The 21967-nt window shown below is 44.9% G+C and carries 22 protein-coding genes; 20 read left to right on the top strand and 2 right to left on the bottom strand.

Going from position 1 to position 21967, the window contains the following annotated elements:
* Positions 1 to 122 precede the first annotated feature (122 nt).
* From ADM98_RS12140 to ADM98_RS12115, 6 genes are all read left to right on the top strand, one after another.
* A complete protein-coding gene (locus tag ADM98_RS12140; protein ID WP_053453754.1) occupies positions 123 to 1136 on the top strand; it encodes a BMP family lipoprotein in 1014 nt (337 codons plus the stop codon).
* A 222-nt stretch (positions 1137 to 1358) separates the two neighbouring features.
* Positions 1359 to 2078 carry a GntR family transcriptional regulator gene (locus tag ADM98_RS12135; RefSeq protein ID WP_035407101.1) on the top strand — a complete coding sequence of 240 codons (720 nt, stop codon included), beginning with the start codon at positions 1359 to 1361 and terminating at the stop codon, positions 2076 to 2078.
* 129 nt (positions 2079 to 2207) lie between these two features.
* Positions 2208 to 3281 carry a BMP family lipoprotein gene (locus ADM98_RS12130; protein ID WP_053453753.1) on the top strand — a complete coding sequence of 358 codons (1074 nt, stop codon included), beginning with the start codon at positions 2208 to 2210 and terminating at the stop codon, positions 3279 to 3281.
* A 66-nt stretch (positions 3282 to 3347) separates the two neighbouring features.
* Positions 3348 to 4877 carry an ABC transporter ATP-binding protein gene (locus ADM98_RS12125; protein WP_053453752.1) on the top strand — a complete coding sequence of 510 codons (1530 nt, stop codon included), beginning with the start codon at positions 3348 to 3350 and terminating at the stop codon, positions 4875 to 4877.
* Positions 4874 to 5944, top strand: coding sequence for an ABC transporter permease (locus tag ADM98_RS12120; RefSeq protein ID WP_053453751.1), 1071 nt, complete (start codon positions 4874 to 4876; stop codon positions 5942 to 5944). Before ADM98_RS12125 ends, ADM98_RS12120 begins: the two co-directional genes overlap by 4 nt.
* Positions 5944 to 6903 (top strand): ABC transporter permease, encoded by a 960-nt coding sequence (locus ADM98_RS12115; protein ID WP_053453750.1) that lies wholly within the window; start codon positions 5944 to 5946, stop codon positions 6901 to 6903. The genes ADM98_RS12120 and ADM98_RS12115 overlap by 1 nt, the downstream gene beginning before the upstream one ends.
* 131 nt (positions 6904 to 7034) lie before the next feature.
* Here ADM98_RS12115 and ADM98_RS12110 read toward each other — a convergent pair whose 3' ends face one another.
* Positions 7035 to 7283, bottom strand: coding sequence for a ferredoxin (locus ADM98_RS12110; RefSeq protein ID WP_029342027.1), 249 nt, complete (start codon positions 7281 to 7283; stop codon positions 7035 to 7037).
* A gap of 228 nt (positions 7284 to 7511) precedes the next feature.
* On the opposite strand from ADM98_RS12110, the gene ADM98_RS12105 reads away from it, so the two are divergent.
* From ADM98_RS12105 to ADM98_RS12070, 8 genes are all read left to right on the top strand, one after another.
* Positions 7512 to 8534, top strand: a complete 1023-nt coding sequence (locus ADM98_RS12105) for a helix-turn-helix domain-containing protein (RefSeq protein ID WP_053453749.1) — start codon at positions 7512 to 7514, stop codon at positions 8532 to 8534.
* Positions 8534 to 9964 carry a RecQ family ATP-dependent DNA helicase gene (locus ADM98_RS12100; RefSeq protein WP_235504891.1) on the top strand — a complete coding sequence of 477 codons (1431 nt, stop codon included), beginning with the start codon at positions 8534 to 8536 and terminating at the stop codon, positions 9962 to 9964. The genes ADM98_RS12105 and ADM98_RS12100 overlap by 1 nt, the downstream gene beginning before the upstream one ends.
* A 43-nt stretch (positions 9965 to 10007) precedes the next feature.
* A complete protein-coding gene (locus ADM98_RS12095) occupies positions 10008 to 10202 on the top strand; it encodes a hypothetical protein (protein ID WP_053453747.1) in 195 nt (64 codons plus the stop codon).
* A gap of 71 nt (positions 10203 to 10273) precedes the next feature.
* On the top strand, positions 10274 to 11158 hold the full coding sequence (locus ADM98_RS12090) for a MerR family transcriptional regulator (protein ID WP_053453746.1): 885 nt from the start codon (positions 10274 to 10276) through the stop codon (positions 11156 to 11158).
* 57 nt (positions 11159 to 11215) lie between these two features.
* Entirely contained in the window at positions 11216 to 11806 is a 591-nt protein-coding gene (locus ADM98_RS12085; protein WP_053453745.1) for an adaptor protein MecA, read from the top strand.
* A 139-nt stretch (positions 11807 to 11945) separates the two neighbouring features.
* Positions 11946 to 12890, top strand: coding sequence for a D-alanine--D-alanine ligase (locus ADM98_RS12080; RefSeq protein WP_053453744.1), 945 nt, complete (start codon positions 11946 to 11948; stop codon positions 12888 to 12890).
* Between the two features lie 134 nt (positions 12891 to 13024).
* Positions 13025 to 14290 (top strand): Glu/Leu/Phe/Val family dehydrogenase, encoded by a 1266-nt coding sequence (locus ADM98_RS12075; protein ID WP_053453743.1) that lies wholly within the window; start codon positions 13025 to 13027, stop codon positions 14288 to 14290.
* Between the two features lie 124 nt (positions 14291 to 14414).
* Positions 14415 to 15404 (top strand): YpdA family putative bacillithiol disulfide reductase, encoded by a 990-nt coding sequence (locus tag ADM98_RS12070; protein ID WP_053453742.1) that lies wholly within the window; start codon positions 14415 to 14417, stop codon positions 15402 to 15404.
* A 52-nt stretch (positions 15405 to 15456) separates the two neighbouring features.
* On the opposite strand, the gene ADM98_RS12065 is transcribed toward ADM98_RS12070, so the two are convergent.
* Positions 15457 to 16425: an asparaginase gene (locus ADM98_RS12065; protein ID WP_053453741.1), complete on the bottom strand. Its 969-nt coding sequence runs from the start codon at positions 16423 to 16425 to the stop codon at positions 15457 to 15459.
* Positions 16426 to 16592: 167 nt separating this feature from the next.
* On the opposite strand from ADM98_RS12065, the gene prsW reads away from it, so the two are divergent.
* From prsW to der, 6 genes are all read left to right on the top strand, one after another.
* Complete coding sequence (prsW, locus tag ADM98_RS12060) at positions 16593 to 17270, top strand: glutamic-type intramembrane protease PrsW (protein WP_053453740.1); 678 nt, start codon at positions 16593 to 16595, stop codon at positions 17268 to 17270.
* Positions 17271 to 17289: 19 nt separating this feature from the next.
* A complete protein-coding gene (locus ADM98_RS12055) occupies positions 17290 to 17946 on the top strand; it encodes a flagellar brake protein (RefSeq protein WP_053453739.1) in 657 nt (218 codons plus the stop codon).
* Positions 17947 to 18025: 79 nt separating this feature from the next.
* Positions 18026 to 18700 (top strand): (d)CMP kinase, encoded by a 675-nt coding sequence (gene cmk / locus ADM98_RS12050; protein WP_053454549.1) that lies wholly within the window; start codon positions 18026 to 18028, stop codon positions 18698 to 18700.
* Positions 18697 to 19296, top strand: coding sequence for a lysophospholipid acyltransferase family protein (locus tag ADM98_RS12045; protein ID WP_053453738.1), 600 nt, complete (start codon positions 18697 to 18699; stop codon positions 19294 to 19296). Before cmk ends, ADM98_RS12045 begins: the two co-directional genes overlap by 4 nt.
* A gap of 102 nt (positions 19297 to 19398) precedes the next feature.
* Positions 19399 to 20532, top strand: a complete 1134-nt coding sequence (gene rpsA / locus ADM98_RS12040) for a 30S ribosomal protein S1 (RefSeq protein ID WP_053453737.1) — start codon at positions 19399 to 19401, stop codon at positions 20530 to 20532.
* Positions 20533 to 20655: 123 nt separating this feature from the next.
* Positions 20656 to 21966 (top strand): ribosome biogenesis GTPase Der, encoded by a 1311-nt coding sequence (gene der / locus ADM98_RS12035; RefSeq protein WP_053453736.1) that lies wholly within the window; start codon positions 20656 to 20658, stop codon positions 21964 to 21966.
* Position 21967 lies beyond the last annotated feature (1 nt).

Here is a 21967-nt window from a genome sequence, read left to right as displayed (position 1 = left end):
TTCGAAAGACTTTTTGGCATACTCAGTCATATGAGAGACCGACCTTTGACTAAGGTCTGGGAGCGACTTTTTCACAAATAGATAATGAAAGCGCTCTCATAAATGTAGAGGAGATGGATAAGATGAAGAAGAAACACGTGATCGTATCGATGATGTCAGTAGCAACGGTTGGTCTTGCTGCTTGTGGTGGTTCTGGTGAGAAAGCCGATCAAAAAGATCAATTCTCTGTTGCAATGGTAGCAGACAAGGGTGGAATCGATGACAAATCGTTCAACCAATCAGCTTGGGAAGGACTTCAAGCATACGGAAAAGACAACAAACTTCAAAAAAACGAAGGCTTCTCTTATCTACAATCTAAATCACAACAAGATTATCAGCCGAATTTATCACGTCTTGCTCGTGGTGGAGAAGATTTAGTCTTCGGAATCGGGAACACGTTCAATGAGGATATCAAAACAGTTGCGGATCAATTTAAAGACACACAATTTGCAATCGTTGATAACGTCGTTGAAGGAAAAAACGTCACGTCGATTACATTCAAGGAAAATGAGGGAGCGTATCTCGCGGGGATCGTTGCTGCAATGGAAACTAAAAAAGATCACATCGGTTTCGTTGGTGGAATGAAGATGGACGTTATCGAGCGGTTCCGTGCTGGTTTCGAAGCAGGTGCTAAATCCGTCAATCCGAAGATTAAAATTGATGTTCAGTATGCTGAAGATTTCGCAGCGCCAGAAAAAGGTCAAGCCATCGCAGCAGGTATGTACGGTAAAGGAGCAGATATTATCTTCCCAGCAGCAGGTGGGACAGGAAATGGTGTCTTCACAGAAGCGAAGAATCGTAAGAAAAATGGTGAAGATGTTTCGGTTATCGGTGTCGATCGTGACCAAAAAGAAGAAGGTATGCCTGAAGATGTAACATTGACATCTGTCATTAAGCGTGTTGATCGTGCAGTCGAAGATACAGCAAACGCAGCGAAAGACGGTAAACTCGAAGGTGGAAAAACGATTCGTTATGGTCTGAAAGAAGATGGCGTTGATGTTGTTCCGTCAGAAAAAATTTCGAAGAAGACGATGACGGTGCTTGAAAAAGCAAAAGCGGATGTCGTTTCTGGAAAAATCGAAGTACCTGAGCAATAAGCGTTGAAAAGAGAAAGGGCATTCTTAGGTAGAATGCCCTATTTTCTTCCATTATTGATTGCGTTATGAAAAGGGTTACAAAAGCGCCAGAAGTCAGACTTCTAACCTGTTACAAAATGATTGCAGGATTGTGTTGGGCGTCATATACTTATCTTGGCTGGAGTTCTCATACGTCAGAAGTCTGAGCACTGGTTACAACTAGATAGAGGATGGAGATGCGTCATGTCGATTAAATTAGATCATCGTTTGCTTTATTTACGTGTGATTGAAAAAATCAAGTCTGACATCGATGACGGCGTTTACAAGGAAGGCGAGAAGCTCCCTTCAGAGTTTGAACTTTCAAAGCAACTTGGCGTCAGTCGAGCTACTCTTCGAGAGGCATTACGAATTCTTGAAGATGAGAACATCGTCATCCGTAAACACGGTGTCGGTACGTTTATCAATGCAAGACCACCGTTTACTTCTGGCATTGAGGAGTTATACAGTGTGACAGAAATGATTGCACGTGCAGGTATGATTCCGACATCAGAAGTGTTATCATCCGAGATGGTCCAACCGACTGAGCGCGACCGAGAACGCTTTCAACTTGGTCCGGATGAATTGGTTTATCGAATCGAACGAATCCGACTCGCAGGAGATGTTCCTGTCGTCTATTGTATCGATAAGATTCCAAGCCATTATATTAAAAATGAAGAGCAGTTCACCTCTTCGACATCATTATTTGATGCTCTAGAAAAAGAACTCGGACGACGTGTCACACATGCCGTGACGCATATCGAGCCGCGTATTGATCCGAAAATCGCTGAACAATTACATACGGACCAACCTTTGCTCGCATTGCGCCAGACGCATTATGATGAGCTCGATCGTTCCGTTCTTTTTTCAGCGAACTACTTCCGAGCAGATAAGTTTGATTTCCACGTCATCCGTAAACGTGTGTGAGCCATTGTTTTAGGATGAATACTGAAAGCGCTTTCCGTCATAACCTACGTAACGCTCCTCATCGCCAGCCTCGGGTGCTAGACGTAGTCTTGAACTTTGTATGACCATATTCGAAAGGGGATTTTCCAGATGAAAAAGAAGTCACTTCTCGCATTAGCAGCAACAGGTTTAGCAATGAGTTCGGTCCTTGCAGCATGTGGTGGCAACGACGATTCAAAAGATTCAGGTAGCGGTAGCAAATCAGAAGGCTTTAAAGTAGGTATGGTTACAGATACAGGCGGCGTGGATGATAAATCATTCAACCAATCTGCTTGGGAAGGTATCCAGAAGTTCGGAAAAGACAATGACTTAAAAGAAGGTACTGGCTACAAATATCTTCAATCTGCAAAACAATCGGATTACCAACCAAACCTTCAGCAATTAGCTCGTGCTAAATACGACTTGATCCTCGGTATCGGATTCTTGATGGGTGAAGACATCGGTAAAGTAGCGGATCAGTTCAAAAAGAGCAACTTTGCACTCGTTGATATGGTTGTCGACAAGCCAAACGTCGCGTCAATCGTCTTCAAAGAAAACGAAGGATCGTTCCTCGTGGGTGTTGTTGCTGGATTGACGACGAAATCAGATAAAGTCGGATTCGTCGGTGGCGTTAACTCTGATTTGATCAAAAAGTTTGAAAGTGGATTCAAAGCAGGCGTTAAAGCAGTCAACCCTGATGCAGACATCGAAGTACAATATGCAGAAGACTTCAATGCTGCTGAAAAAGGACAAGCAATCGCTTCAGGTATGTACGGTAAAAAAGTCGACGTCATCTATCACGCAGCTGGTGGTACAGGACAAGGGGTATTCACAGAAGCGAAAAACCGTAAGAAAAACGGTGAAGACGTTTGGGTTATCGGTGTAGACCGTGACCAAGTCGAAGAAGGTATGCCTGAGAACGTCACATTGACGTCAATGGTCAAACGTGTTGATACAGCAGTCCAGCAAGTCGCTAAAGATACGAAAGACGGCAACTTCCCAGCAGGTAAAGTCGTTGAGTTCGGTCTAAAAGACGGTGGTGTTGATATCGCACCTTCGAAAGACAACGTTTCGAAAGAAGCACTCGACAAAGTCGAAGAGTACAAAAAACAAATCATCGATGGCGACATCAAAGTCCCATCGACAGACGACGAGTACAAAGAATACGAAGCGTCACTGAAATAATAATGAAAGCGGGGGTCGCTAGCATTGCGACTCCCCCTTTTAAACTAAACATGGGAGTGGATTTTCTTGGAATACGTCATTGAGATGCTAAACATCAGAAAAGAGTTTGGCAGTTTCGTCGCAAATGATAACATCACGCTCCAGCTTCGGAAAGGTGAGATTCACGCTTTACTTGGTGAAAACGGTGCCGGAAAATCGACGCTGATGAACGTCTTATTTGGTTTGTATCAGCCTGAGGCTGGAGAAATTCGTGTACGTGGTGAAAAAGTCAATATTACGAGTCCGAACGTCGCGAACGATCTAGGAATCGGAATGGTGCACCAACACTTCATGCTCGTTCAAAATTTCACTGTTACTGAAAACATCATTTTAGGTGCAGAGCCACGTGCGGGAATTAAGATCGACCGTGCATCTGCACGTGAGAAGGTACGCCAGATTTCTGAACAGTATGGTCTTGCTGTTGATCCTGATGCAAAAATCGAGGATATCTCAGTCGGAATGCAACAGCGTGTTGAAATTTTGAAGACGTTGTACCGTGGTGCAGATATCTTGATCTTCGATGAACCATCTGCTGTCTTGACACCACAAGAGATCAAGGAATTAATTCAAATCATGAATCGCTTGATCGCAGAAGGAAAGTCGATCATCCTCATCACGCATAAACTGAAGGAAATCATGGAAGTAGCTGATCGCTGTACGACGATTCGCCGAGGTAAATATATCGGAACGGTCGATATCGATGAGACGATGACTCAATCCCGTCTTGCTGAAATGATGGTAGGTCGTGAAGTAAACTTTAATGCGGAGTATTCCAAGGCAAATCCACAAGAACTTGTTCTCGACATCAAGGATTTGGTCGTCAAGGACAGTCGCGGCATCAAAGCTGTCGATGGATTGAATCTCGACATTCGTGCCGGAGAGATCGTCGGAATTGCCGGAATCGATGGCAACGGGCAAACAGAATTGATTGAGGCGATCACAGGTCTTCGTAAAGCAGACAGCGGTGAGATTTTCCTCAACAATAAATCAATCAAAAACTTAAAACCACGTAAAGTGACAGAGTCTGGTGTCGGTCATATCCCACAAGACCGTCATAAACACGGACTTGTCCTCGATTATTCAATCGGGCATAACATGGTCTTGCAAACGTATTATCAACAACCGTATTCAAAAGCGGGCATCATGAACTATAAACAAGTCATGGAAAAAGCCAAAACGCTCATCGAGAAGTTCGACGTCCGAACTCCGAGTCCAGAGACGTTTGCTCGTGCTTTGTCAGGTGGTAACCAACAGAAAGCAATCATTGCGCGAGAAGTCGATCGTTCACCAGATTTGTTGATTGCAGCACAGCCGACACGTGGTCTTGATGTCGGAGCAATCGAGTTTATTCATGAACAGTTGGTTCTCGAACGTGAAAAAGGGCGCGCTGTCCTATTGATTTCATTCGAACTTGAAGAAATCCTTCAAGTATCAGACCGGATTGCTGTTCTTTATGAAGGGAAAACAGTTGCCTTCTTGGATCCAAAAGAAACGAATGAGATCGAGCTTGGCTTCCTGATGGCCGGCGGTAAGAAAGAGGAGGTAGGTCATTCATGAAGTTAGAGCGTTTTTACGGCATCCTCATTCCGATTCTTTCCATCATCCTTGGAATGGTCGTCGGGGCGATTGTCATGCTCATCGGCGGATACGATCCGATAGCCGGTTTTGATCAGTTATTCTATGGTATTTTTGGCGAACCATACAGTATCGGTGAAACATTACGAGCAGCAGCTCCGTTAATCTTTGCCGGTCTCGCGGTCGCGTTTGCCTTTCGGACTGGACTCTTTAATATCGGGGTTGAAGGTCAAGTACTCGTCGGGTGGATGGTCGCAGTTTGGATCGGAATCGAGTTTGATTTACCGACAGCGATTCATTTACCGCTTGCATTAATCGGTGCAGGATTAGCTGGTGCACTTTGGGCTTCGATTCCAGGTATCTTAAAAGCGAAGTTCCACGTGCACGAAGTTATCACGTCGATCATGATGAACTATATCGCGTTATATGTTACGAATGATATTTTACGTCACGTCATCGGAATTACGAACGAACGGACGGAATCCGTAAAAGAATCAGCATCCCTTGCGTCTCCGTTCTTGCAAGAAATCACTGATTTCTCACGGTTGCACAACGGAATCTTCATCGCAGTCATCGCAGCGCTTGTCTTCTGGTTCATCTTGTGGAAAACAACGCTTGGTTATGAACTCCGAGCAGTTGGATTCAACAAAAATGCTGCAGAATATGCAGGGATGGGCGTTAACCGTAACATCATCCTATCGTTCGTCATCTCAGGTGTGTTTGCAGGGCTCGCTGGAGCGATGGAAGGTCTTGGGACATTCCAAAACATGACACTAAACGCATCCTTTACAGGAGTTGGATTTGACGGAATTGCGGTTGCCTTATTAGGTGCGAATAACCCAATCGGTGTCGTTCTCGCGGCATTACTGTTTGCGGGACTTAACATCGGTGGTCTGTCGATGCAACAGATCGGTATTCCGCCTGAATTGATTAAGATCATCATTGCGTTCATTATCATTTTCGTTGCTTCTGGTTACGCGATTCGTCTCGTCATTGAGAAGTTCACGGTTAAGAAAGAATCTAAAAAAGCGAAAGGAGCCGGTCAATAATGGGTTTTCTTGAAGTACTTTATATCATCGTGCCAATCGCACTTGCCTATTCGGCTCCATTGATCATTGCAGCACTTGGTGGCATTTTCAGTGAGCGTTCAGGCGTCGTTAACATCGCATTAGAAGGATTAATGGTCATGGGTGCTTTCACAGGTGTTGTCACAGCGTTAACACTATCAAAAATGGGATTAGGTGCTGCGAGCCCATGGCTAGCGATGCTGATCGCAATCATCGTCGGAGCGGTCTTCTCGCTCTTCCTTGCGATTCCAGCAATCCTTTTCCGTGCAGACCAAACGGTTCTTGGAGTGGCAATCAATTTGCTTTCAGTCGGTCTTGCGATCTTCCTTGTCCGTGCGCTTTATGAAAAAGGACAGACAGACTCGATTCCAAACCGTATCTCGAAAGAAAACGTACCATTCTTGTCTGACATTCCGGTCTTGAAAATGTTCTTTGCGAACGTTTATTACACATCGTATATCGCGATCGTTCTTGCCTTCGTTGCGTGGTATATCATCTTTAAGACACCATTCGGTCTTCGTCTTCGTTCTGTTGGGGAACACCCGATGGCAGCGGACACGATGGGAATTAACGTTACGAAGATGCGTTTCATCGGTGTCATGATCTCTGGTGGTTTTGGTGGTCTTGCCGGTGCTGTCTACGCAACATCCATTTCATTGAACTTCAGTGTCACGACGATCCTCGGTCAAGGGTTCCTCGCAATCGCTGCGATGATCTTCGGAAAATGGAATCCGCTTGGTGCGATGGGAGCTGCGCTCTTCTTCGGATTCGCTCAAGCGATTTCAATCATTGGTCAGCAATTGCCTTTACTTGATCAGATTCCACAAGTTTATCTATTGATTGCACCGTATTTATTGACGATCTTGGCACTCGCTGGTGTCGTTGGTCGTGCGGATGCGCCAAAAGCAGTTGGTATACCGTATATCAAAGGAAAACGCTAAAATTTTACCAATCAAGAACCGGACATTGCCAATCGGCAACGTCCGGTTTTTTAAAACATGACCATTCATCGAGTTCGAAAAAGAGTGAATAAAAAAAGATGTTTCGCGAGGAAACATCTTTTTTTATTCACTTATTCGAATTTTAACGCATCGCCTTCGAATGATTCATCTGCTACTTTGATTGAATCCGTTGGGCATCCTTCGAATGCATCAATCATATCGTCGAATAATGCTTCTGGAATTTCGGCAGTACCATTGTTATCATCAAGAATGACATACGCCAAACCCTCATCATCATAATCATAGATATCTGGTGCAGCTGCTCCACAAGCACCACATGCGATGCATGTATCTTTGTCGACAATCGTAAATTTAGCCATTGAACGGTCTCCTCTCTATACGAAAACATTATTGAAACACGCTGTTCTCATCTATATGTCATTGTATCGGACTCATCGTTGCATTTCAATGACGAAGCGTAAGTGACAACAGAAAATGTATATATCATCACATGCCCGCAAATGGTATGTCTAAAACGTAACGAACGAAAATGGACAGGTATCATACCTAAATAGGTGAACAATAGAAATCAGAAGGGAGCGTGACATATGGAAGTTTCTTTACTGGAGCGTATTTTTCTGGAATCGATTCAGCGTCTTCGAAATGAACGATCGGATCGGAGTCTTTATCATGTTTTTCAAGGGAAGAAGTCAGCCACTTCCCTGCAAGATGCTCATTTTTATGATTTGGAGTCGACGTTCGGTACCGTTACAGTTAGTAAACAACGATTTGAATCGATCTTAACTGAGCTTGCCGAGAAACAGTGGATCGAACGGCAAGAGACATTGCGACTGACGAATGAAGGTACGCGACTAGTGGGTCAATCGAGTAGTGTAGTCATCGATCAATTAGGTGGTGAACTACGTGGATATGCCGAGATGATGTGGAAACGACTCAGTCTGCTCGTTCAAACGCTGATTTGTTTAGAAGCGAAACAACCGTTCATTCCCGTGCAACAGGAGACGATTGTTCGCGAATGGGTAAAGAGTGTTCTTCCAACCATTTCGAATCGATCGAATTGGTTACATGATATGCACCAAGAGTTAATACGGCTCTTTGAGCGTTTGCCAGAGCGAGAGGCGACGTTAATTAGTTATCGATTGTCTGGCGTGCAAGCAGGATGGTCCTATCCGCAATTGGCACACATGATGAAGGTGGATGTTGAGACTGTCCAGTTCGAATTTACAATCGCTTGGCGAAAGTGCATCGCTGACTTAGAAAAAGCACCACTCCTAAAACAGATCGGTGCTGATCTACACACATCTAAAATGACGCAGTCTGCTCAAACGACATGGGAGTTATTGCAGCAGGGAATATCGGTTGAAGATGTTGCGATTCGGAGACGACTAAAAAATAGTACGATGGAAGATCATCTCGTCGAAATCGCCATGTATGCTTCTTCTTTTCCGTTGGATCATTTTGTTATACCCGCTCAGCAAGAAGAAATTCGTCGTATTTCACAACAACTCGAAACTTACGCACTCAAGCGAATCAAAAGTGATATGCAGACAGACGCATCCTATTTTCAGATTCGACTTGTGCTAGCACGTAGCAAATGGGAGGGGATTTAATGGAAGCGTTATTGCATCGTCATTTCGGTTATGAAGTGTTTCGACCCGGACAACGCCCAATCATCGAATCCATCCTGAACGGACACGACACGCTTGCCATCTTGCCGACAGGTGGAGGCAAATCTGTCTGTTATCAGTTTCCTTCTTATGTCCAAGGTGAAGGACTGACATTGATTCTGTCGCCGTTACTCTCGTTGATTGAAGATCAAGTCATGCAAATCAAACGCAGGGGAGAACGGTCTGTCGCTAAGTTAACTTCTGTCGAGACGCGAGATGAGAAAGAACAGATCTTATCTGTCCTCGAACATCTTCGGTATCTTTACTTATCGCCGGAACAACTCGCATTACCGCAGATTCGAGCTCGCTTAAAGCAGGTCAACATCGCATTATTTGTCGTAGATGAAGCACATTGTATCTCACAGTGGGGACACGAGTTTCGACCGGAGTATGCAAGACTCGGTCAAATCCGGCAAGAACTCGGTTTTCCGCCATGCCTCGCCTTAACAGCAACCGCGACGCGTGCTGTGGAGGAGGATATTCGAACACAATTACGTATGCGTGACCCAAAAGTCATTCGTCGTTCTATTAATCGACCAGAACTCCAGTATGTCGTCGATTGCGTCGATCGAGATGAAAAAGATGCCGTACTACAACGATGGATGACACGCATCGCTCGTCCGTGCGTTATCTATACGACAACTCGTAAAGAAGCGGAACGGATTGCGGAAATCATTGAAGGAGCGACCTACTATCACGCTGGATTAACGATTGAAGACCGCCAGCTTGTTCAACAACAGTTTCTTCATGATGAAATTGATTGTCTCGTTTGCACGAGTGCTTTTGGGATGGGCGTTGATAAGGGCAATGTTCGATCGGTCATTCACTATACGATGCCTGCGACGCTTGAAGCCTATATGCAGGAAGTCGGACGCGCGGGTCGAGACGGAAAAGAGGCGACGGCCATTTTGCTGTATGCTGCTCAAGACGAGCAATTACAAACGTACTTGATTGATACACAATATGCACCCGCTCTATGGATTGATCAGTTGCAACAAGGCATGAACCGAGGTGAATCATACACTAAGATAGAAAGTCGTCTGCGTCTTAATCCGGAAGACCCGGCATATCGGCTCCTAAAGTCGCAACTCGAGAACGGTTGGTCGAAGGAACGCATTACCCAGTGGCAAACGGAACGTAAACAACTCAAACGACAAGAGGTCAAGCAAATGATGAACTATATTCACCGGAACGAATGTCGACGGACGATGTTATTACATCATTTTGATGAAGCGGCAGTCGTTCAACCCCGTTGTTGTGATGTATGTGGAACAATTGAGTGGGAAAATCCAGTGAAGAGAAAGATGCCGCAACCGGTAGATTGGAAAATACGTTTAGAACAAGTCTTTTTTTCATCACCATATTCGGTGTAAACTAGAAAATATCCTTATATTTTTCAAGAAAAGGTGATGAACATTGAGTAAACAAGATCAACGACGGTTGCATCAGAGCGAAGAGGATCAGTTATTGCCACCGCGTTCTTCGCGTATCGAACACGTTCGAAATGAACGATTAAAACAGCCATTTCGAAAAAATCCGCTAGCCATCACGCTGACGGTACTCATGATCACGATCATCATCGCCTTCGTCTCCATCGGTTTCATGATGTAAGGGCACATTGTGAACAGAGATTTTTTTCCTTTCAGCGTATACTAGAAAGGAAGGGGAAGGAGGCACGATGCATGGATCGTGGGAAATATAATATCAAAGCAGTCGCTGCGTTAGTGGGACTCAACCCGACGACCATTCGTGCTTGGGAGCGGAGATATCAGGTGCTCGATCCGGATCGAAGTGAATCCGGACATCGAATTTATAGTGATAACGACGTCGCGAAACTACGCTGGATCGTCGATAAACAAAAAGAGGGATTGTCTGTCTCTAAAGCAATTCAATTGTACGAAATGCCTGTTAATCGTGCTGAAGTACCGCACGATTACGGAGTCGAACTGCGAGATCAGTTGTTCCAGGCATTGACGAACTTTGAAGAACGACATGCGCATGACATCATGAATAAAGCATTCTCGATGTTTAGCTTCGATAAAGTCATTCAGGACATCGTCGGTCCACTCTTACATGAGATTGGAGTGAAGTGGGAGTCGGGAGAAATTACGATTGCGCACGAGCATTTTGCAACGGCATTTCTAAGAGCACGCCTCTCGACACTATCGTTACAAATGCCGATCAATCCGTTTTTACCGCGAATCGTCTGTGTGTGTGCGCCCGAAGAAGAACACGAACTCGGATTACTTTTCTTTACGCTTTATTTACGTCAATCTGGATTTGATGTTATTTTCCTTGGTTCCGGAATACCAGTCCAGGATTTAGTGACGGTCACCCATCAGTTGCAACCGAAAGCGGTCATTCTATCTTGCACGTTATCGGATCATTTACCGTTACTTGATGAAGCACTAGCACACTTGATGTCTGATTTTCCGGATCTTGAGATTGGTCTTGGTGGTTATGCGGTCGATCAGCTCCCGGAACGATATGGTCCACATTTGCTTGGTGCAGACGATCAATCTTGGAAAAGTTGGTTAAGTCGACTCACTCCGACAACTGGTGTATAGTATGGTTCATAACGAACGGAGACATCTGTGTTTCCGGTTTTGACTGGAGGAGTCTATATGAGGTTTGAACAAATGAAACAAGGACACCTTCGTGTCTTCATCACAAAGCAAGAGTTATCGCTTCACGACGTCCGACCAGAAACGTTGGCTGTCGGAAAGGGACAAGCTTTATTGCGTAACTTATTAGAAGAAGCTGAATCGAATTTTGGTTTTCAGGCAGCAGGAACACTCGAATTTTTCGTCACGTTCTTCCCAAATGACGGTATGCTCGTTGATGTACGCCGTGAAGGTGATTTACCGGAAGAGATGAATGAAGAGTTCGATCAAGTCGAAATCCGGATGACAGTCGACATCGTCCATCACGTCTTGTATGCTTTGCATTCGCTCGAAGATGTCATTCAGGCGAGCCATGGGTTATTACGGCATATGACATATACGGAGACAGGCGGTAGTCTTTATTTCTTCGAAGGCAGCTATTATCTTTATTTCCAGGAACGAATGAACGACGCACTAGAACGTACGGTGACGACGATTCTATCGGAATACGGTGAACCGAGCCCGAAAAGTCCGCTTGTCATGGCGGAGTATGGAAAGACGATTCAGTCGGAACATGCCGTTGCAACGATTGCTGAACAGTTCAACATTTAAAACATCAGGTGTGATGTTGCCTCTTAAGGCAATGTCGCACCTTTTTATCTTCTGTCCGAAGTGGCACCATTTTGTATTTTTTCATAGTCAGAAGGATGGTATGATAATCATTGAACGTAAGAAGAAGGAGTGAAGTAGGATGAAAGTGGCAGTGTTATATGGTGGGACTTCGGGTGAACGGGAGGTTTCATTAAACAGTGGAAAATCGATCATGGAAGCATTAAACAGTAAAGGACATCAGGTCACGGCTGTTGATTTCCATCCTGATCGGGCACATGAACTCTTCCAACTCGATGTAGATGTGGCTGTCATCGCTCTTCACGGAAAGATTGGTGAAGATGGACGCGTGCAAGCGTTACTTGAACTTGCAGATATTCCATACACAGGTTCAGGTGTTTTAGCGTCAGCACTTGCGATGGATAAGGCACGATCAAAAGTTCATTTTGATAAAGCAGGTATTACGATTGCGCGCGATGTGTTGTTAGAGCATCAAGATGATATCGAAGAAAAAATCGCGGAATGGAATGGACAATTTCCTTGTGTCGTTAAACCAGCGCAGGAAGGATCATCCAACGGATTGACGATTGCACAAGATGAGACGATGTTACGCGAAGGAATCGCTAAGGCATTTGAAGCAGATGATGCGGTGCTCGTCGAGCAATTCATTAAAGGACGCGAAGTGACGGTTCCAGTCGTTGGTCACAAAGGGGTAGAAAAAGCATTACCTGTCATCGAGATTATTCCGAAGAATGCCTTTTATGACTATGAGTCAAAATACGCAATCGGAGGTTCGGAACATATTTGTCCTGCTGAACTTGACAAAGAGACGACAGCGAAACTGCAGGAATGGGCTGTTAAAGCACATCAAGTACTCGGTTGTGCAGGATACTCACGATCTGATTTCCTTGTTCCGGAATCCGGAAATCCAGTCATTTTGGAGACAAATACACTCCCTGGTATGACTTCAACAAGTTTATTCCCGGACGGCGCACGGGCGGTAGGGATCGAATATCCGGAATTGGTCGAATATTTCATGGAACTTGCAATCGAACGACATCGTCAAACAAAACAGCCGAATCAATGATATCCTAATAAAAGAAGTGGGAAAGCGCTTACAAATATAGGCGTAACCCCTTTCATTACGTTCGAGAAAAGAGTATACTTTATCCGAACAAGGAAACGGCATAGGGGATGCCACTTATGGGGAGGAACGTTGGAATGATCACTGACCAACAACATGCGAATCACCGCAAGAACGTACTGGAAGCGACACAAGAAATCGTCAAGGAAGCACTAGGAAAACTAGGGTATCCGGACGAAATGTATGAATTACTTAAAGAACCACTTCGGATGTTAACAGTTCGGATTCCGGTGCGGATGGATGATGGTTCGACAAAAATCTTCACAGGATATCGAGCGCAACATAACGATGCCGTTGGACCAACGAAAGGTGGAATCCGTTTTCACCCGAACGTGACGGAAGTCGAAGTCAAGGCATTATCCGTCTGGATGAGTCTAAAGGCGGGTATCGTTGACTTACCATATGGCGGAGGAAAAGGCGGCATCATCTGTGATCCACGTGAGATGAGCTTCCGTGAAATTGAACGTCTTAGCCGTGGGTATGTCCGTGCTATCAGTCAAATTGTTGGACCGACTAAGGATATTCCAGCTCCTGACGTCTTTACGAACTCACAAATCATGGCATGGATGATGGATGAATACAGCCGAATCGATGAATTCAACTCGCCAGGCTTCATTACAGGGAAACCACTCGTCCTAGGTGGCTCACATGGTCGCGAGACAGCAACGGCGAAAGGTGTCGCAATCATGATCCGAGAAGCAGCTGCTAAAAAGGGTATCACGCTTGAAGGCGCACGTGTCGTCGTTCAAGGATTTGGGAATGCAGGAAGTTTCTTATCGAAGTTCATGTATGACTTAGGTGCAAAAGTCATCGCGATCAGTGATGCTTATGGAGCACTTCATGATCCGAACGGACTTGATATTCCATATCTTCTCGACCGTCGCGACTCGTTCGGAACAGTGACGACATTGTTCAAAAATACGATTTCGAACAAAGAATTGCTTGAACTCGAATGTGATATTCTTGTTCCAGCAGCAATCGAGAATCAAATCACAGAAGACAACGCGCATGATATCAAAGCAGCGATCGTCGTCGAAGCGGCTAACGGTCCGACGACGAACGAAGCGACGAAAATTCTCGCTGAACGCGACATCCTGATCGTTCCGGATGTTCTAGCTTCGAGTGGTGGTGTAACGGTTTCTTACTTCGAGTGGGTACAAAACAACCAAGGATACTATTGGACAGAAGAAGAGGTCCACGAGAAACTCGAGAAAGTCCTCGTCAACTCATTCAACCAAGTCTATCAGACAGCGCAGACGCGAAATGTCGATATGCGTCTTGCTGCTTACATGGTCGGCGTCCGGAAGATGGCGGAAGCATCTCGTTTCCGTGGTTGGGTCTGACGTAATATGTGCTACACCCGTTCCTTATGATGAGGAGCGGGTGTTTTACTGTTGCAATTTCTTTCGTCTCTGGATGAGATTTGCTAAGATATAAAAAAAAGCAACCGGAAGAGGAGATATTCGAATGTTAGATTGTATCGTAATCGGTGCGGGACCGTGTGGGTTATCTGCAGCAATCGAAATGCAAGATCGAGGACTAGACGTCGAAGTTCTCGAAAAGGGAAATATCGTCGAAGCAATCTATCGTTATCCGACGCATCAAACGTTTTTTTCAAGTAGTGAGAAATTAGAAATCGGTGGTGTACCGTTCATCAATAAGGAATTAAAACCACGACGTCTCGATGCTCTCGTGTACTACCGAGAAGTCGTCAAACGAAAGAAGTTGACGATTCGTCCATTTGAGACGGTCGAGCACATTGAACGTCAAGCGGATCATTTCATTATCCATTCAGAACGTTCTGGGGAAAAAAGACGCCGAGAGGCGCGTTCCGTTGTGCTTGCGACAGGTTATTATGGATTACCGAACCGCATGGACGTTCCAGGAGAAACGTTGCCTCATGTATCGCACTACTTCACGGAAGGACATCCGTATTTTGATCAGGATGTCGTCGTCATCGGTGGGAAGAATTCAAGTGTCGATGCAGCAATCGAACTTGAAAAAGCGGGAGCACGTGTGACCGTTCTTTATCGGGGGCCGGAATATAGTCCGTCCATCAAACCGTGGGTGTTGCCGAACTTCGAATCACTTGTTCGTTCAGAAAAGGTCAAGATGATTTTTGATGCAACGATCGAAGCGATTACAGAGCAAGAAGTCGTTTATCAAATAGATGGCGACAAACGGACCGTCCGTGCCGATTTTGTATTTGCGATGACAGGATATACACCAGACATCGGTTTGTTTGCTGATACGGGTATCACGATTGATCGTGAGACCGGCATTCCGAGTCATGATGAAGAGACGATGGAATCGAACGTACCAGGTATCTATATTGCAGGCGTCGTTGCAGCAGGATACGATGCTAATAAGATATTTATTGAAAATGGACGTTTTCATGGTGAAAACATTGCGAACCATCTCGTCGAACGGTTACGTGGTGCATCAATCCAAGCCTAAACAAAACCTCTCGATTCGGAAAGTAGATGTCCGGATCGAGAGGTTTTTTCATTTATTCAACACGGAATGACTCTTCAAGTTCTGGTTGTGACGCATCGATTTCAAGTTCAACCATCAACTTAAGGCGTGCTTTTTGCGAATTCAGTCCATTTGAGAAAATGACACCGAGTTCTTTTAATTGTTGTCCTCCACCCGTATAACCGTAAACGTCTTGAACGATTCCATTGAAACAGCGACTGACGATGACGATTGGCATGACGGTAATCAGTTCGGCGATCGCATCGACGATACTTGGAGGAACATTCCCTTGACCGAGAACTTCTAGGACGAGTCCGTCATAACCGAGTTGTTTTACGGCAAGTAATAAATCTGGTTCCATACCGGCATAGACTTTTAGAACGGCGACCCGTTTTGAGAGTGACGTCACCATATGTGTTTGCTTCAGAAGCGGTGTGTTGAATAAATAGACGTGGTCCTTCGTCACCATCCCGAGATTTCCGAAATGAACGGATTTAAACGTATCGACGGATGACGTATGCGTTTTCGTGACGTTGAATGCTGAATGAATTTCTCCGTTGAAGACGACAAGGACGCCTTTTCCACGAGCGGCTTCACTGACGGCGACGCGAAGAGCTGTGATCAAATTAAACTCGCCGTCAGATCCGACTTCATTGGAAGAACGCATGGCTCCTGTCAAGACGATCGGAATAGGAGCACCAAGCGTCAAATGTAAGAAATAAGCAGTTTCTTCAAGGGTATCCGTACCGTGGGTGATGACGACGCCATCATAGTGTTCTTTTGCTAGCTCACTCTCGATGAAATGCGCGAGACGGAGCATGATGTCAGGTGTCATATGCGGAGAAGGCAAATTTGCGAAGTGACGCGTCGTGATGTTGGCGATATCTGTTGCTCGCGGAAGTGAAGCATCGAGTGGATTGATGTCATTCGGTAAGACGTGACCGGAGTGATCTTGCGCCATGGCAATCGTTCCACCCGTATGAATGAGTAATAATGATTTCATGTTAAATGGTCTGTGTCAGAAGACAAAAGACCTTCACCTACTTTCTATAACGTATTCGATTCGTTCTTCCATATTGTAACCTTTTTCCCTCTTGAAACAACGAGGACGTTTTCTTTTTTCCAAGAAACCTTTATTCTTATAAGGAGGAAGAAAGGGGGAGAGGAAGCGTGGTTCAAATCGTTTTCTCCGGAGTTGCCCCAGGCATCGCACTCCTAACTTATTTTTATCTACGTCACGAACATGAATCGGAGCCGGTCGGATATATCCTCCGTAGTTTCATCTTTGGCATTTTACTCGTCTTTCCCTTGATGTTCATCGACTATATTATCCAAACGGAATTTGGCGGACGTGAAGAGGTGAAATTGGTCCGAACAGCAGTTACAGAAGAGTTTGCCAAATGGTTCGTCGTCTTTTATACGGTTTATATTCATCAGCGTTTTAACGATTATTACGATGGTATCATCTATGCGGTCGCGTGTTCTCTTGGATTTGCAACACTTGAGAATATTTTATATTTGATGGTGAATGGAACCGTCGAACATATGCTCTTCCGTGCCTTGTTGCCAGTATCTGGGCATGCTTTATTTGCGGTCATCATGGGGTTCTTCATGGGGATGGCGAAATTCTCGCCTCATCCTTACCGGTGGTTATCATTATCGATTGCGCTTCCGGTATTTGCGCATATCTTATTTAATTTGTTAATATTGGAAAATGGTGGTATATCTTTTTTGCCGATTGTCTTCATGATGATCTTATGGACAATCGGATTATTTCAAGTAAGAGGTGCCAATCGCTTGAATCGACGATTTAAACGAAAAAAACAACATTCAGATGGCATCAAATAGAGAGTAGGAGCGAAGTAGTATGATGGAAATCGGGGATTTGGTAATGCTTTCGAATAGTGAGGATCGACAAGGTCGCTCAAAGGTAACGGCTGTGACAAACCGTTTGATATGGATTGAAGCACCGAGTGAGGTCGCGACGCTAAAAACATTCATTTTGTCAGAGCAAGAAGAAGTGTCTTTTTATTTCTTTAAGGAAAAAGGTAAATTATTTGGTTTTGATACGGTCGTCGTCGAACGACAAAACGATCCACTTCGTGGTCAACGATATGCTTTAAAACGACCGAAGGACGATCAAATCGAGCGAATCCAACGGCGTCAGTTCGTTCGAGTGCCACAAATACTGGATGTCGCCGTACACCCACATAAAACGCAATTCGATCCGTTCACGACAGTGACGCTCGATCTATCAGCAGGCGGAATGATGATTTTATCAGATCAATTACCGATTCAAAAAGACGAAGAGGTAGAGATGACATTCATTTTACCTACTGGTGAAGGGGTATCAAGTACACTAGACGTTGTTGCTGAACTCGTTCGAATCGATCGTCGTGAAGAAAGATATGAATTAGCATTCCAATTTACGATGATTCCTGACAGAAGTCGTGAACTTGTGTTGCGTCATTGTTATCAAATGCAAATGAAAAGTTCAAGAAGGGGCATGAATCCATTCACCTGACCGTATTTTTTTGCTATGATAACGTTCGGAAGAATGAATCCCTATCAATTAGAGGGAAGATGGAAGGACAGGATGGATGATGATGAAAAAGATTCAAATCGCTTTAGATGGACCAGCGGGTGCTGGGAAAAGTACGATCGCAAAACAATTGGCAGCGCGCCTTGACTATGTATATATCGATACAGGAGCTATGTACCGAGCTGTGACGCTAGCAGCACTTGAACAATCGCTTGATCTCAACAATGGTGAAGTGCTCGGTGAATTGATGAAATCGCTGGATATTCGTTTAACACCAGGTGAAAACGGGCAACGTGTCTTTATTGGTGATCGCGAAGTGACGGATGCGATTCGTTCAATCGAAATCACGAATAATGTCTCGTTCGTCGCTCGACAAAAAGAAGTCCGGGCTGCGCTTGTTACGGCACAACGGAAATTAGCTGAGCGCGGTGGCATCGTCATGGATGGACGTGATATCGGTACAGTCGTGTTACCTGATGCAGAATTAAAAGTCTTTTTGACGGCAACCGTTGAGGAACGAGCAGCTCGTAGACATCGTGAAAACATCGCGCGTGGGATGGATAGTGACATCACGATTCTTCAAGAAGAGATCGCGTTACGTGATAAACGAGACAGTGAGCGTGAAGTATCGCCATTACGCCAAGCGGACGACGCGCTTTATCTGGACACGACAGAGATGACGATTGATGATGTCGTCGTCCGATTGATGGAACTAGCAGAAGGTGTTTTAAAATGAAACGTCAAGATACCGTTTATCGAATTGCGCGGTTCGTCGTCTGGGTCATTGCCAAAATAGTCTTTCGTGTGAAGGTGACGGGGCAAGAGAACATTCCAAAGGATGGGTCTTTACTCGTCTGTGCCAATCACAGTTCGAACTGGGATCCGGTCTTCCTCGTCAGTGCGATCCCACCGAAGCGTGCGGTTCGTTACATGGCAAAAGAAGAATTGTTTAAAGTTCCTGCCTTAAAACAGTTGATGATTGCGGCAGGAACATATCCTGTCGGTCGCGGTCAAGGAGATCGTCAAGCCTTAAAGCGAACGATCGAGTTATTGAATTCGGATGAAACTGTTGGTATTTTCCCGGAAGGAACACGTTCTGCACCAGGTGAATTCACTTCAGCGCAACCGGGTGTTGGATTCTTCGCCTTGCGGTCGACTGCTCAGATTTTACCGATTGCTATCATCGGATCATACCGTCCTTTTAAACGGATGCACGTCGCAATCGGAAAACCGGTTGATATTTCGGATTTACGTGATCAACGTGGGGCAGCAAAATCGATTTCTGATCGAATCATGGACGAAATCAAATCCGTCTACTTCAATCACGCTTAATACCTTGACAAATAGTCAGAATTGTAAGAAGTTAGAAGCAGGATAAACGTATTGACATGTGTCATGCGTTTCTTGTACTCATCGTGAGGAGGTTGTTTTGGAATGGTCGAAGAAATGAAAGATATGCCTGATTTTGAAATTCATCGGGACCAGGTAGTTACCGGAATGGTCGTGAAAATTGAAGACAAGCAAGCACTCATTGATATCGGATATAAAACAGAAGCCATCTTACCGATTAGCGAAGTATCGAGTCTCCATCTTGATGACATTCGTGGCGTGTTGAACGTCGGAGATGAACTACAAGTGAAGGTCAAGAAAATCACGGATGAAGAGGTTGTCGTCTCAAAACGAGAAATTGACGCACTCAAAGCGTGGGAGCAAGTAGAAGAGAAGTACAAATCAGGTGAAATCTTTGAAGTTGTCGTCAAAGACATCGTCAAAGGTGGTCTCGTTGTTGATATTGGCGTTCGAGGATTTATTCCGGCGTCGCTCGTCGAGCGGCATTATGTCGAGGATTTCTCAGACTATATCGGTCGTTCGATCGAAGTTAAGGTCGTTGAACTCGATCAAGAAAAGAACCGTGTCATTCTCTCGCATAAAGCAGTTGTTGAAGGTGAATTGAATGCGAAGAAAAAAGAGACACTTGAAAATCTAGAAGTGGGTCAAGTCCTTGAAGGAACGGTCCAGCGTTTGACAGATTTCGGCGCGTTTGTAGATATCGGTGGCGTCGACGGACTCGTTCATATCTCAGAAATGGCGCATCATCGTGTCGAACGTCCTTCAGATATCGTCACGGAAGGTCAAAAAGTCGAAGTTAAAGTACTTGGTGTTGACCGTGATACTGAGAAGGTCAAGTTATCGATTAAGGAAACACAACCGGGTCCATGGCAACAGATGGAAGGGAAAATCGAAGCTGGGGATATCGTCAAGGGACGTGTACGCCGTCTCGTCCAGTTTGGTGCTTTCATTGAACTTGCGCCACAAGTAGAAGGACTTTTGCATATCTCACAAATTGCAAACCGCCATATTGGATCGCCTTCGGAAGTACTCGAAGAAGGGCAAGAAATTGAAGCGAAAGTATTAGAAGTGCGTCTCGATGAGCATAAGATTTCGCTATCAACACGTGTTCTTGAAGAGGAAGAAGCGTCTTCTGAAGACTACTCAGATTACACGAATCAATCAGAAGGATTTTCTGTTGCTGATTTGACAGAAGAGGACTCAGAGGCGAAAGAATAAAGCATGACACAAAGCGGACACAAGCGTGTCCGCTTTTTATATGCGGTTTGTTATGGTATATGAGAGTTTGATTTGATACAATAGAACGGCTATGAAGCGAGAGAAGAGAAAGAAGGTGTTGGGATGGCAATTCCAGTCGTGGCGATCGTAGGTCGCCCAAATATCGGAAAGTCGACGATTTTTAACCGGGTGATTGGAGATCGGGTTTCAATCGTAGAAGACAAGCCAGGCGTTACCCGCGACCGTATTTACGGAACTGGAGAATGGCTGAATCGTCATTTTCATTTGATTGATACAGGTGGAATCGAAGTTGGGGATGAGCCCCTACTTCAAATGATGCGTCATCAGGCGGAGCTCGCCATTGATGAAGCGGACGTCATCATTTTCATGGTGAATGGACGCGAAGGAATCACAGCAGCAGATGAGGAAGTTGCGAACATGTTATTCCGTTCGAACAAACCAGTCGTCGTAGCTGTTAACAAAGTAGATAATTTTGAAATGCGTGATTTAATGTATGAATTCTACTCACTTGGATTCGGAGACTTGTTCCCGATTTCTGGTACGCATGGTCTTGGTCTTGGTGACTTACTTGACCGCGTCCTTGAACTTGCACCAGATAAAGAAGAGTTGGAATACGATGAAGGTACGATTAAGTTTGCCTTGATTGGTCGCCCAAACGTTGGGAAATCAAGTATGACGAATTCGATTCTTGGTGAAGAACGTGTCATCGTCTCGAGCATCGCTGGTACGACACGTGATGCCATCGATACACCGTTTTCGCGAGATGAACAAGAATACGTCATCATTGATACGGCAGGGATGCGAAAACGTGGAAAAGTCTATGAATCGACGGAACGTTTTAGTGTCATGCGTGCACAAAAAGCAATCGAGCGGGCGGATGTCGTCTGTGTCGTTCTTGATGGTGAAGAAGGTATCATCGAGCAAGATAAAAAAGTAGCAGGATATGCGCATGAAGCAGGACGTGCGATCGTCATCGTCGTCAACAAATGGGACGCTGTCGAAAAAGATGATAAGACGATGAAGAAAATGGAAGAAGAAATTCGTGAAGAATTCCGTTTCCTTGACTATGCACCTATCGTCTTCGTTTCGGCGAAAACAAAACGTCGCTTGCAGACTTTATTACCAGTCATTCAACAAGCTGCGCACAGTCATGCGCAACGGATTCAGACAAGTGTCTTGAACGATGTCATCGTTGACGCTGTCGCGATGAACCCAGCGCCGACAGATAAAGGGGTTCGTCTTCGGATTAACTACGCGACTCAAGTCGCGTCACGACCACCAACGTTCGTCTTATTCGTTAATGATCCAGAATTGCTGCACTTCTCTTATAAACGATATCTCGAGAACCGGATTCGGGAAGCATTTGATTTTACAGGTACACCAATCCGGATTTTAGCTCGTCAAAAACAATAAT

This window comes from Exiguobacterium sp. BMC-KP (assembly GCF_001275385.1).
Taxonomy (GTDB): Bacteria; Bacillota; Bacilli; order Exiguobacteriales; family Exiguobacteriaceae; genus Exiguobacterium_A.
The sequence above is the reverse complement of the archived record's forward strand: the minus strand, read 5'-3'. Positions and strand labels throughout refer to the sequence as shown.